Origin of the sequence: Parageobacillus thermantarcticus (genome assembly GCF_900111865.1) — a bacterium.
Taxonomy (GTDB): Bacteria; Bacillota; Bacilli; order Bacillales; family Anoxybacillaceae; genus Parageobacillus; species Parageobacillus thermantarcticus.
The window spans coordinates 1-13,281 of the sequence record NZ_FOJS01000058.1 but is presented as its reverse complement, the minus strand read 5'-3'; the positions used below and the strand labels follow the sequence as shown (position 1 = coordinate 13,281).

Sequence of the window (13,281 nt, the reverse complement as noted above, 5' to 3'; positions counted from 1 at the left end):
GAACAAAATATGCACATGGTCCATATCGTGATTCCATTCGACCAAGGAAATATTGTAATTTTTACCCAATCTCACAAACATATCTTTTGCATAGTCAGATATGGTATCATCAATCACTTGTCTGCGATATTTTACAACCAGCACAAGATGATAATACAATAGGAACACTGAATGGTTATTATTGTCTAATTTCATTGATACAACAGCCTTTCATTTTTCTAAAACTGATTATATCATAACACACAAAAAAGAGACAATTTTAGGCTATACCTAACCGAAATTCATCTCCCACTTTCACTTCGTTTAGAAGTGGGAGACTTCTTTCGGAAAGATGTTAAATGCTGATAAAATATAAGGACTATGAGTTGTAATAACTAGGGTATTGTTCGATGAATTCAATAAGAGAGAGAAAAGAGCCACCATTTCTTTTTGAGCGGTTGGATATAAATGTGCTTCAGGCTCCTCAATAACCATAAATACATTTAATCGTTCTAAAATAACTGTGAAAATTAATAGTAAGATCCATACTACTTCCTGTTGACCAGAGGAAGAAAATTTCAATTTTGTGTATTCTTTGTCGTTAAAAAAGATTTTTTCGCCGTTATCTGAAAATACATATTTACCTTTCATAATTTGTTGAATAATGTTGATTGCTAAATTGATGGACTCGAAATCGATTTTTTCAACAGAGAATTTTTTTCTATCTTGAATAATCTCCTCAAATGATTGAGAGAAGTTTTTCTTTAATAAATTAATACGATCGATAAATCCTTCTGTTAATAAATCAAGTTGTCTAGGATTAATATCCTGTAGCTGATCGGATAAGGTTGCAACTAAGCTTCGACCTGCGGGAATAAATATCGCTGTTTTAGAATCTTCAAAAGCGGAATAGATGGCACTTCTTGTTTTTTCTAACAAGCTTTTTTGATTGGCTTTCCAGTACGATACATCCCAAGAATCGATAAACGATTTTTCTTGATTTTGTATTTCTTTTTTTAGATTTCTCACTTTTTGGAAAATATCAAAAATCTCCTTTTTTAAGTTTTCGCTAAAATTGATTTGTACGTATCCATTTTCTAGGTATAACCTAATCGATTTGTCAGTACTGTATTCATATTTAATATTAAACGGTTTCATATGTTTCGTGGTTCCAAAATAACCTACAAATTTGTATCTTAGCTCCTTATTAAATTCAAAAAAAGGGTTATTTTTGCTTTTATCCATTTTTTCATTCGAAAGTAAATATTTAATCAATTCATCAGGGATGGAACGAAAGAAAAAAATTAATTTGCTTATTGTACTTTTTCCGCTTGCTTGTGGTCCGATTAGAATGGTTAAATCAGCAATTTTCTCATCAAATGAGGTGATAGGACCGAAATTTTCAATCGTAATTCTATGCATTGTTTATTCAACTCCTAAAGTAATCTCACTTATATTTATAAATTATAGCCAATAAGTTAATTTTAGAAAACAATGAACCAAATGTGGTGTAAGCGTTCATAGGATGAGGACGAATAAGCATATTTTATCTTTTCAATGAATTAACCAAGTGCCTGTCTCTAGGCGTTTTGGGGCTTAATCAAAAATGTGAAGTTGACTCATTGAAAGTTACTGTTATCGGTCTGGTAAGTCAAGAAAGACGCTTCATGATATTAGGATATGTGCGTTGTTATTCATAGTCGGAGAAAAGTGTTATTTATACCCTTGGCAATAGTGCTATAGATGCATTTAAATAATTGCCTAAGTAAGTAAAAAGGTGGTATGTTTAACGTAAGGATAGTACAAACATTTGTTTCAAGTCAAACTTTCTAGAAACATTTATTCTTCAGCTAAACTGCCTATAGCAGATATCGTTAAACAAGAGAGGTGCCATTTTTTGATAAAGCAGCAATTTTTCTATAATGATCAAGAAATTATGCGGATTTATCACGATGGATTTGATGATTATCCACGCCATCGAACGATTCACCATGAAGAAAAGTTATCCTCCGGAACCATCGTATTTCATGAATCTTGGATTGATAATCTTGACTCTGAAGTCATTTCCTATGATTTTCTAGTAGAAGGATTTTTGCCATCACAACACGATAAAAATCCATATGGAACTTTATGTTGTGATTATAAGGAATTTATTACTGAAGAGAAGAGTTGGATTCAAGAGATGCTGAGTACTAACTCGCAGCTTTTTAATGAAATAAGCGACTTTCTTCAAAAGTGGTCCGGCTTTAATCTTCGAAAATCTCCCTACACCTTGAACAATGTCCTTGTCTTTACACCAACGAAAATCGAGATTGAAAAAACTTTATCTAAAGAAAATGAACGTAATCTTCACCTTACCATTTTACGAAATGATTATGGAGAGATTACTTGTATAGCTAAGTTTAAGTTAAATCATATAGTGGTGGATACAAAGCTGATATCGATTCAACAGCATCATTTGCTTGAATCAAATCGAGACTGGAATACAGTAGATATTGAATTATATTCTAACAATCGGCTTGTATACGCTTATTACGATTTATCATTTATTAAATCGATCCACATTAATATGGGGGTTATATCAAGACAAGTCGAAGTACCTTTACAACTATCAAACAAGACGATTACGTTAAAAAAAGTTGCTTACCAGCCTATTGTAATAGGAGAAAAACATTTGGAGCAATTGAACTCATATTTTTATCAGGAAAAACTTTTAACTCGTCGACTAACACAAGGACGTCGGTTTGAATTTATAACGAAAGGGCAATATGAAAGGGCTTTAGAAATCTTTGGTGAAATTGCAGGATTACATGACTTTAATGAAATGTGGATATATGATCCGTATTTTATAGATTATAGACCAAAAGGTGGAAAAGCACGAATAAACGATATTCTTAAAGTGCTTGGAAAAAATATTCGGTTAAAGAAGAATATTGTGTTTGAAGCTGATTCGGAGGAAGTAGCAAGACAGCAGTTTGAAAAGTTTAGAGAAGCTATTAAGGATACAGTTGAATTTTTTAAAAAGAGAAAAATTGACTTAAATTTTACCTTTTATGGAACCAAAGAACATTTCCATGATCGTTTTTTATTTTTGATAAATGAGTATTCACTGAAAACTTTTATGTTAGGAACCTCTTTTAATTCGTTTGGAGATAATTATTCAGCGATTATTGAATTGGATCCTCTGGATGGAAAAAAGGTGTTTGACATTCTAAACAAGGAGATTGTTTCGCGAAATCATATTGTATTATCAGAGGGATTGCAATGATTGCTTACAAGGATCAAGATGTGAAAGATTAATTTTGTTAATAAATTGAGTTTGTTTGCCGAAAATGGACAATATGTAGTCATTATTGTCGACCCATATTTCGGTGGTAGGAAACCGGAACAAAAGATTAGGGTAGAAGAATTCTTGGATTTTATGAAAAAATTCCTCAATCCAGTTAAGATAGTTTGGTTTTACAACAGCAATAAGTGTCCTCCTATGGCTCTTCGATCTATCGAAACTTGTGATCTTTTTAAATATAGTTTTATCGTTCATGATCGATTTCTTTTTTTGTATGACACTCAAATACAAGCATATGTAAAGCATTTTCATCTTGGCGGGTCACTTAATAGCATAGATTTTAACCGACAGGATAAACAGTTTTCTGTTATGAGGGTTTCGGAATTGTATGAGTATGAGTTTTCAGAGATTGATAAGCTCTTGTAGCATCTTGAAAATATTTATTTAAGAGAGAATTTTAAAAAGAATTGGGGATGTTCATAGTGAAAGAGAAAATTGAGGAAATCATCTCTATCTTCAATAAACGGGAGAAGGGCTGGTATAGCCTAAAACCAAAATTAGAGCAGGTGCTAGGTTCGAAAACATACCAAGAACTTATAGATGAGTTCGAGTCTGGACTTTCTTCGCTTCCTAAAGGAAAATGGCCGCATTATAGCTTAGTGTTTTATTTAGCGCTTGTCATTCTTACGGCAGAGGAAGTCGATAGAAAAGAAGTCGCCCGGTATGTAAAAGAAAAAGAAAGCTATCGTTTAATGAGGACAGGTTTGCGAATTTTTTTGTCGTCGAAATCGTCCAATTTTAAATATGAGGCACAATTATCAGCAGGTAGGTATAAAAACAAATATGAGTACGTTTCTTTTTTCAGTGGCTTTGTCCCAGATTATCAATTTGAAATGACGGGATATTTACTTTTACTTAAATTGATCTATGAAGTGAATCGATCTCATTTTTGGCAACTTCTTATGCAGGATAAACAAAATGTGATGTTTTTATGTTTGATGACAGGGGCAGAATTGTCTTTCTCTTATGAGGAACTAATTCCTTTGTTAACGTCGAATGATGAATTGAAGGCAAATGGGACCTTGTTTTATTTGATGAGTCGTTTTTCCTACTATGTTTTGAAATATGAGAGGGAATCAACGGAGGGAAATAAGGAGATACTTGTAGAGGAGATTCAGAAGATTGCTAATATATTTGAGCGGCTCCCGGTTGAACGAAAAATTTTTCTAATGGTTAATTACATGTTTGTCGAGAATTATTATCCTGAATTTTTTGGTGAGGAGTTACAGCAAACGAATGTTGAACTAGTTGTATACCATCTTGAATTACAAGAACTAAACAACTTGTATAAGCTAGTCAAGTTGCATCAATTTATCAAAATTCTTGAATGTATTGAAGTGGAGAAGTTGTTTATTAAATATTTTCTTCATTGGCTTCAAAACGATGGGAATCCGCACATATGGAATAGTGTAAAAGAAGAAGTGAGAGAAATTATTCAATTATTGTCACTAGACACAAGAAATGAACTGTTGGATCAGATTACTAGTATAAAAGAACAGCTTTGGTTGAGCTCTTTTGATCGTCAAGTTCGCTATGGACAATATTTGCAGGAAGAAGGGAAAGCGAAAATTATTGACGATATCGTTCCTTTTTGTTCTACCAGTGGATCGTAATCACCGACTTTTCATTGCAAGAATACCTTTAACTTGTATTTCCATCATCTCATGAAGATGCCGCGATTACTTGAATGGTGACCTTGTCCGGCGGTGCAATCGGCGATTTTTGCCGCGTAAGTAGCGGCTTATTATAAAGCGAAGGGAAAAACATTGTATGAAGGATTATTAGAGATTTTTGAAAAATACGGTTACTATCGTGAATCATTACGTTCGCTAACGTTAAAAGGAAAAGACGGCGCCGAGCAAATCGCGAACATTTTAGCGGCCTTCCGCAAAGAACCGCCGAAAGAAATCGCCGGTGTCGAAGTTGTCGCGATCGAAGACTATTTAATAAGCAAGCGTACCATCGTGGCGACTGGGGAAGAACAGACGATTGACTTGCCGCGCTCGAATGTTTTGAAATATCATCTTGCGAATGGTTCATGGTTCTGTTTGCGCCCATCAGGCACAGAGCCGAAAGCGAAGTTTTACTTTGGCGTGAGAGGAACATCGTTACAAGAGAGCGAAGAACTTGTTGCCGCATTAGAAAACGCGGTAATGGCTATAGTCCATCAAATAGTTAATGTATAATTGGGGGATTGTATATGATTCTCGTTGTCGGCGGAGCCGGTTATATCGGCAGTCATTTAGTAAAAGAGTTAGTGGAAAAAGAGCAAGTAATCGTGCTGATAACTTATCGACTGGCCATCGCTATTTAGTGGATGACCGCGCGGTGTTTGTGCAAGGGGATTTAGGGAACAAAGCGGACCTTGAACCGATTTTTGAAAAATACCCGATTCAAGCCGTCATGCATTTTGCGGCGAACAGCTTAGTCGGCGAATCGGTGGTGAATCCGCTGAAGTATTATCAAAACAACGTTGCCGCTACATTAACGTTGCTAGAAACGATGCTGAAATATAATGTGAAAAACTTTATCTTCTCGTCAACCGCGGCGACGTATGGGATTCCGAATGTCGAATTGATTACGGAAGATTGCCCAACAAATCCAATTAATCCATACGGCCGTTCAAAGTTGATGATCGAACAAATTTTAGCGGATTTTGCTTCTGCGTATGGTTTGAACTATGTCGTCCTTCGCTACTTTAACGCGGCTGGGGCGCACGAGTCGGGAGAAATTGGCGAAGACCATAACCCGGAAACGCATTTGATTCCGCTTGTCTTGCAGCATTTGTTAGGCCAGCGCGACAAAATTTCCGTCTTCGGTACGGACTATGATACACCAGACGGGACATGCATTCGTGACTATATCCATGTCACCGATTTAGCGAAGGCGCATATTTTAGCGCTGGAAGCATTGTTGGCGGGTAAAAAGAAAACCGCCATTTACAATCTTGGCAATGGTCTAGGCTATTCCGTCAAAGAAGTGATTGAAACATGTGAAAAAGCGACCGATCGCAAAGCTGTTATTGAATACACCGACCGCCGCCCGGGCGACCCGGCGCGCCTTGTCGCATCCTCGCAAAAAATTTACGAAGAACTTGGCTGGAAAGCGGAATATTCATTAGAACAAATCATCGAAAGCGCGTGGAAGTGGCATAGCCGAAATACTAAGTAAATTCAAAGCCTCCTGTTGAAGTAATTCAGCGGGAGGCTTATTTATGTTGGAGGTGACTGTTGTGACGAAGAAAAAGAATCTGCGACCAGAAACCGAGCGTTTCAAACATATATTGATCAAAGCGTATCAACGAGGGGAATTGTCCGCAATATGACCGCGAAAGACATGGTTCGGGAGCTTGTTCATCAGTTAAAACCAATTTTTAAAGGGAATCATCATAAGTAGTATTGGGAGGTATGTATGTCATCGTTTCAACAGCTGCCAAAGTCGATAAAAAACGATCCGCTACATTCTTCAAGATGTCCAGTCGCTGGAGGAGTTGGAGTGGATGGAAAAATGATTTATATTCAAAAACGGAAGAAGGAACTGAATCGTTTCAACCGGGGAGGATGGCGCTTTTGGCGAATGTGGTTATTGACGCATGTGGGGGATTGCTTTATTCGTTTGTGCGAATTTATTTACGACGGATATGTTCTGAAATGTAAAATTACGAATTCCCTCTATGTTTTGCATCATGGTTATAGAGATCCTCTGCTTCCTCTTCTAGCTATACCCGCTGCATCCATTTCATTGGTGAACTTCTCCATAACTACCCCATAGATGCTTCAAGATTGCTTTTTGTTATCTTCGCTTACGAGGAATCCTTTTTTACATAAAATTTCTTCCTCAATCATTACAAAACTATGATATGGATTGGTTTTTGAGAAGAAATCATTAATACGGTTGGGGTCAACATGTGTGAATAAGGGGAGAGTTGTAAAAACGTAAAATCTGTATTATAGATGTATGTGTAAAAGTAAATCTGGCTACTGGGGGAGATGATGCTAAATGGAGGCAAGTGAAAAAAAGATCAACGAGATACTGACGGAAAACAAAATTTATGAAATTCCTCCTTATCAACGGCCGTATTCTTGGGAGAAAAGCCATGCGCGCGAGTTGATAGAAGATATTTGCCAAGCTTATCAGCGTAATGACCCTGAATACTTTATCGGATCGATTATTACGATTGAAAAAGAACGCAACCGCCGTTATGAAGTCGTAGACGGCCAGCAGCGGTTAACGACTTTAAATATTATTTTTGCGGTTATGAAGCAGTTGATCACGCATCCTTCTAGTGTAGAGGATATTCAAAAACGAATTATGCCGGTAAACCCTTATACGGATGAACCTGAACAGCCTCGCCTGATAGTCAGAAAGCAAGATCAAGCATTTTTCCAGAAGTATATCCTCATGGGGGAAGATATAAGCTCTGCACAAGAAATGAGTGAAACTCAAGCGAAGTTTTATGACAATATGCTTGAAATCAAACAAGTAGTTTCAGAATTCAGCGAAGTCGAGTTGCGGCGGTTGGTCAATTATATTTTAGAACATGTATATGTTGTCTTTGTGGTCACCGATAACTTTACCTCCGCCTACCGGCTTTTTAATGTCTTAAATGCGAGAGGAATGTCTCTTTCCAACGGGGATTTATTAAAAAACCGGCTGTTTGAATATTGTGAAAGCAAGCCTCTTGAGAGAAGCCGAGTGGAAGAATGTTGGAATGAACTGGAGAACATCGTTGGCATTCGGCAGCTGGATAATTTCTTAAGCCATTTGCGGACTTCGATCAAAGGGAACAAGCAGCAGGAAATTCTTTATCAAGAGTTTGATGAGATCCTTGAAGAATATAAAGAAGCTCCCGCTCGTTTCGCTGAATTTCTCCTGCGCTCGGCTCATCATTATGAAAAAATTATGGAAAACGATTTCGATAATCATCTTAAGACGCAAAAACTCATCTCTTCCCTCCATCGGGTCGCTCATGATGAGTGGATACCTCCTGTGCTTGCGTTTCTAAATAAACCGATGCCGGATATGGAATTCGCTGATTTTGTTGAATTAATGGAAAAAATCACGTACCAAAACTGGGTTCGCCGGCTTGGCAAAACAAAACGAAATACGGTTTATTATCAAGTGATTAATTTGATCAATAAAGGATGTTCAGCGGATGAACTGATTGAAACGGTTAAAAAATATGCGGATAATAAAGAATTTGAACAATTGATACGTGCGGATATTTACCATTCTCCTGCTGTAAAAGCAATACTCCTTCGCTTGGAACAAGAAAGCCAAGATCAGAGCGTGGTAAAACAATTCCATGGACGAATTACGGTGGAGCACATCCTTCCGCAAAAGCTAAAAGATGAATATTGGATCCAACGTTTCACGCCTGATGTTCATCAAGAATTGGTTCATAAGCTTGGAAATTTGACTTTATTGAGCGGTGTGAAAAATTCTGCTGCACAATACTATTCATTTGACCGTAAAAAGGAAATTTACGAAAAACGAAACAAAAAAGTATCGTTTGATCTTACGAAAGAAATATTAGAGGAAAAGGAATGGACAAAGAATCAGATTCTCTCAAGACAAGAAAAACTGGTGAAAAAGGCGATGGAAATTTGGGGAATTCAATAGGGATTATGTCTGTTGTTTCTTGAATGTAGCTACTGTTGTCTATGAAGTTCCGACTGTTAATTGGTTGTCGTAAATACAAATTTTTATAATCGATTCTGAATATAAAGTGATGGTGTTGGGTTACAGTTCCAATTTGTAGATTGTTCGTAATCATATCTCTATTGCCATACAAAAATCAAATTCAGATGTTGATACGATAGGGTGATCAACAATGGTTTATAAAGCTTTGCTTATAGCAGTAGACCAATATTTAAATACTTCCCCTCTTCCTAATACAGTTAATGATGTCAGCGAAATCAAAAGATTACTGTTAGAACCTCCGTCGTTTTTTAAAAAAGAAAATGTAGAGGTGTTTCAAGGGAACATTGCAAAGCGGAATATATTGTACTCCGTTTTAACGTCATTTTTTGAAGATGCATTACCAAATGATATATTATTTCTCTTTTGGGCAGGTCACGGCTATTTGCATAATAATAATGAAGGCTATTTTGTTCCTTTCGACGGCGATATTTATCATCCAGAAGATTCCATGATTAAAATGACGGATGTAAGAGATTTGATTGATCATACTGTTGCTGGTACTGTACTGGCGTTTTTTGATACTTGTCATAGTGGTGCTGTTGCAAGAAATATACAACACGAAATGGTAAGAGGCCTAGAAGTGAAAGGATCGGGAAAAGTATTAATCGCTGCATGTACGTCAAATCAAGAGGCGTGGGACAGAAATGGCCATGGTGCCTTTACGGATTATCTCATCAGAGGATTGGAAGGCGAAGCTGCTAATGCAAACGGTGAGATAGATGTATATCATTTGTACTCCTATGTAAGCAGAAAAGTTGCCGAAGAATTTGAGGATCAGACACCTGTAATGAAAAGTACCCTCACAGGGGAACCGTTATTATTAAAGAGAGTAGTGAAAAGAGAAAGTCAAAGTTTCGGAACGAGTCCAACTATTGGAACGAAAATCGTCAATTCTTCAGGATCGTATTTTTGGTTAGGGGAGCTAACTTGCGAATATGACGAATATCGCGAACTAAAAGCAGGCACATATGAATTAGTATTGAAAAATCCTGATGGAAAAACGGAAAGAGTGTTAAAATCGATGCAACAAAATAACGGTCAATACGCTTTTTCAGTCCGGAATTTTGCCGATATGGTTACGGTTAAAAATATTCGTGTTGAATCCCAAAAGGAGAATACAACAGTTACTATAACGCTAGTAAGTTTGGGAAACACTGGCTCATTTGTCTTTCCTGAAATGTCTGCCCATTTGAATGGGCAAATTTTTTCTGCAGATGACATTGCTTTGTTGCGAGTAAGGAGAATATTATTTGGTGAGGAGTTTAGTCGCCACGATTTTTCTGTTGCATTGCTGGAAAGTATGATTATGAACCCATCTAACGCAAGGGTACCAGTAATTGCGGATCTTTTGCGTGTTTTGAAAGGAAAAGGATACACTATGGAACAGATCCGCGGAAAAGTGGTGGAACAACTCATTTTAACTGGGACACTACAAGAGATTGAGGATTTAACATTTATTGTTGAAAATGGGGTAATCAAAAAAGTGTGCCTCCAAGGTTATCGTCCAAAATATTATGCAAATGTGGAATCGACAAAAATAGAGATCAATGAATCAGTAAATATTTAATCATATAGCGCTTTTTTGGTTTCAGATGACCAAATTTTTACATCGTTGTGTCGAAATTTCACTGTTGCTTATAACTTTCATCATCTAATGTTAAAATTAAATATAAGATTGTACGAAAAGGAACGATTAGCATTGTTGAGAGATGTCAGTAAGTGGGAACGGGTCGGATATGGTAGAAAAAGTACATTGGAGAAAGAGGAATTGATATCTCCAGAGGGAATACATTATCTTATAAAATATCCACGGCAATTTAAAGAAGGGATTTCTTGGGAGGATATTACAGAACTAATTGCCGCTGAAATTGGAGCTATATTTGGTTTGGAAATGATGGATGTGGAAATTGTAACAAGGAATGGTAGAAGGGGGTGCCTTCTACGAAATTTTGTAAAAGAATATGATGCAAAAATGGCTGAAGAAGGCGGAGTTTTATTATTAGCATTAGTAGATGATTATACGACGCTCCAAGAATCTTCGTTGAAGGACATGGAACTTATTGATGCTGGCTTCAAAATAATGAGGAAGTTTGCATATTGGAAGGCCATAAAATCAGAATTTATAGATATGCAATTGTTTGATATTCTTATTGGCAATCAAGATAGGCACCCATTTAATTGGCAATTGCTATTTCTCGAAACAGGAGCAAAATTCTCCCCCATTTATGATAACGGTGCTTCCTTAGGTTTTCGATTTGATGATGAAAAGCTCATGCAAATGGTTTCGAATCCCCAAGAAATGAACAAATATACCGAGAAAACAAAGGTTAAGGCAGGTATATTTGAAAAGAAAAAAGTCAAAGCTAAAGACTTGTTAACATATATTAGTAAAAACTTTGCATATGAGTTTCATCAAAGTATCCAAAAGTTGATTGAATTTGATTTAATAAGGTATTCTGATTTTATTCAATCACTAGGTATTTTAAGCGAGGCGCAAAAAAACTGGTTATTGAGTATAGTGCCTTTTCGAAGAAAGAAAATATTGGAATGGGTGGAAGAGGGAGATCGATAACATGAAAAAAGTTCATACACTTTTAGTGGTTTGGCAAAACACAAAAAACCGTTCTTTTTATCATATAGGAACTCTTTCCCATTATGATGGCTATTATGAGTTTGCTTATACCTATAATGCCACTGGTCGGGGAAAACTGAAAGATGCACTGAATAATGGATATATGCTGCATCCGGCTTTTCCAGATCCAACTAAAATCTATCGATCAAAGGAATTGTTTCCGGCGTTTGAACGCCGATTGCCGTCACCAGATCGTGCGGATTTTAAAGCCATTTTGTCCGATTTAGGCCTGAATGAGAATTCCACTAAGATGGACTTGCTTCAACAAACACGTGGGCGGTTAGCCAGCGATACTTATTCTTTTGAGCAGCCACTGCGTCTTGAAGACGATGGCAAGCTGCGCGTCAGCTTTTTTGTTCATGGCATGCGCCATCAAAATCTTCCTCAAAATTGGGCAACATGGCTAGCCATTAACGAAACGTTGAAATTGGTACAAGAACCAACAAACGCTTATGACCCTCATGCTGTTGCTATTTATACTCATGGGGGGAAGAAGCTTGGATATGTTCCGGCTTTTTATAGTAAGGCCATCTTTTCCTTGTTAGAAAATGGAGTGAACCCTTCTGTTCGTGTTGTGTATATGAATGAAAAATCAACACCTCATTGGTGGCTGAAAGTAGCCTTTGAGTGCGAAATGCCTTCTTTCCAAGAGACAACATTGGATGAATTATCTTCTGTTATGGGATAATACTTGTCGTGCTCTGGAGTTTGTCAGAGATTTAACATTAGCGGGGATGGCTTGGTCATTGCCATGGATATTGATAACCTCGGCAACGGCTTAGGTTTATTCCGCCAAAGAAGTGATGGAAACATGTGAAAAAGTCACTGCCGCAAAGCCGTCATAGAATCCGCCGCCCGGGCGACCCGGCGCGTCTTGTTGCCTCATCGCAAAAAGTTGGCGAGAACTTGGTCGAATAGTGGGGTATTCACCTGTAGATATTATTGTGGATGAATGAAATAGTATGTCCGAAACTTTCAGTAAACACAGTAGTTTTCCACTGAAAAGTTCTAGTGATGGGCTGTTTTTATAGTTTCTTTTTGGTAAAATAAGTATAAAAATTAGTGATTTGAAATTTGCAAATATCCCATTTATCATATGTTTTTAAAGTTCAAATACATTATAGGGTGAACACAAATTCCTATAGGAAAAGAATTCGTTCATTTTTTGAGAATAAATAAAAAATATGTATTAAGGTAAAAATATGGTATATAAAGGAATAACTTATCACCATAAAATTTGGTTGTAATAAACAGGAAGTATTAATTTTCTAAATAATAACAGGAATTAATCAGTGCAGTGGAGAATATATTTAACATTCTGTAGATGAGCAAATTCGCTAACATAAATTTACAACCAAACAAAAAAAGAGACATGAACCCGATTCCTTGATTAGAATAGATGTGTCACCAAAACTATTCACAAGGAGGTTCATGTCTCATGAATAGATTAGCACATCATCAAGGAATCCACAAGTTTTTCACGATGTTGGGGTTGGCACTTTATTTTTCAAAACCTGTCATGAAGCATCTCGTTCATATCGTGGATGCGCTGACCACCAAAGGATTTGCGGGAACATTGACCGATCTTCATCATTGGAGCTTTCATCCGAACCACCGCACG

Annotated in this window: 8 protein-coding genes and 4 pseudogenes; 10 read left to right on the top strand and 2 right to left on the bottom strand. The window is 36.8% G+C overall.

Going from position 1 to position 13,281, the window contains the following annotated elements; genetic code table 11:
* Both tnpA and BM278_RS16390 read right to left on the bottom strand, forming a co-directional pair.
* Positions 1-195, bottom strand: a 195-nt coding sequence (gene tnpA, locus BM278_RS16395; RefSeq protein ID WP_143093478.1) for an IS200/IS605 family transposase, incomplete at its 3' end; no start/stop codon positions are given.
* 108 nt (positions 196-303) lie between these two features.
* Complete coding sequence (locus BM278_RS16390; RefSeq protein WP_090951912.1) at positions 304-1,401, bottom strand: AAA family ATPase; 1,098 nt, start codon at positions 1,399-1,401, stop codon at positions 304-306.
* Positions 1,402-1,789: 388 nt separating this feature from the next.
* Here BM278_RS16390 and BM278_RS16385 point away from each other — a divergent pair, with 388 nt between their 5' ends.
* The 10 genes and pseudogenes from BM278_RS16385 to BM278_RS16335 form a co-directional block, all read left to right on the top strand.
* On the top strand, positions 1,790-3,247 hold the full coding sequence (locus tag BM278_RS16385) for a VPA1262 family N-terminal domain-containing protein (RefSeq protein ID WP_090951910.1): 1,458 nt from the start codon (positions 1,790-1,792) through the stop codon (positions 3,245-3,247).
* A 500-nt stretch (positions 3,248-3,747) separates the two neighbouring features.
* Positions 3,748-4,938, top strand: a complete 1,191-nt coding sequence (locus BM278_RS16375; RefSeq protein ID WP_075039174.1) for a hypothetical protein — start codon at positions 3,748-3,750, stop codon at positions 4,936-4,938.
* 120 nt (positions 4,939-5,058) lie between these two features.
* Positions 5,059-5,511: pseudogene (locus tag BM278_RS16370) on the top strand (phospho-sugar mutase); the annotation flags it as partial.
* Positions 5,512-5,525: 14 nt separating this feature from the next.
* Positions 5,526-6,496: pseudogene (gene galE / locus BM278_RS16365) on the top strand (UDP-glucose 4-epimerase GalE).
* Positions 6,497-6,557: 61 nt separating this feature from the next.
* A pseudogene (locus tag BM278_RS19775) lies at positions 6,558-6,721 on the top strand (YwzD family small protein).
* A gap of 603 nt (positions 6,722-7,324) precedes the next feature.
* Positions 7,325-8,947, top strand: coding sequence for a DUF262 domain-containing protein (locus BM278_RS16355; protein WP_090951904.1), 1,623 nt, complete (start codon positions 7,325-7,327; stop codon positions 8,945-8,947).
* A 211-nt stretch (positions 8,948-9,158) separates the two neighbouring features.
* Complete coding sequence (locus BM278_RS16350) at positions 9,159-10,595, top strand: caspase family protein (protein WP_090951901.1); 1,437 nt, start codon at positions 9,159-9,161, stop codon at positions 10,593-10,595.
* Between the two features lie 132 nt (positions 10,596-10,727).
* Entirely contained in the window at positions 10,728-11,600 is an 873-nt protein-coding gene (locus BM278_RS16345; protein WP_090951898.1) for a HipA domain-containing protein, read from the top strand.
* Between the two features lies 1 nt (position 11,601).
* Positions 11,602-12,348 (top strand): HIRAN domain-containing protein, encoded by a 747-nt coding sequence (locus BM278_RS16340; protein ID WP_090951895.1) that lies wholly within the window; start codon positions 11,602-11,604, stop codon positions 12,346-12,348.
* 750 nt (positions 12,349-13,098) lie between these two features.
* Positions 13,099-13,281, top strand: a pseudogene (locus BM278_RS16335) (IS701 family transposase); the annotation flags it as partial.

What these genes read in the sequence shown, in the direction of transcription:
- BM278_RS16390 (WP_090951912.1), bottom strand. Translation starts at nt 1,401, where the DNA reads ATGCATAGAATTACGATTGAAAATTTCGGTCCTATCACCTCATTTGAT.
- BM278_RS16355 (WP_090951904.1), top strand. Translation starts at nt 7,325, where the DNA reads ATGGAGGCAAGTGAAAAAAAGATCAACGAGATACTGACGGAAAACAAA.
- BM278_RS16350 (WP_090951901.1), top strand. Translation starts at nt 9,159, where the DNA reads ATGGTTTATAAAGCTTTGCTTATAGCAGTAGACCAATATTTAAATACT.
- BM278_RS16340 (WP_090951895.1), top strand. Translation starts at nt 11,602, where the DNA reads ATGAAAAAAGTTCATACACTTTTAGTGGTTTGGCAAAACACAAAAAAC.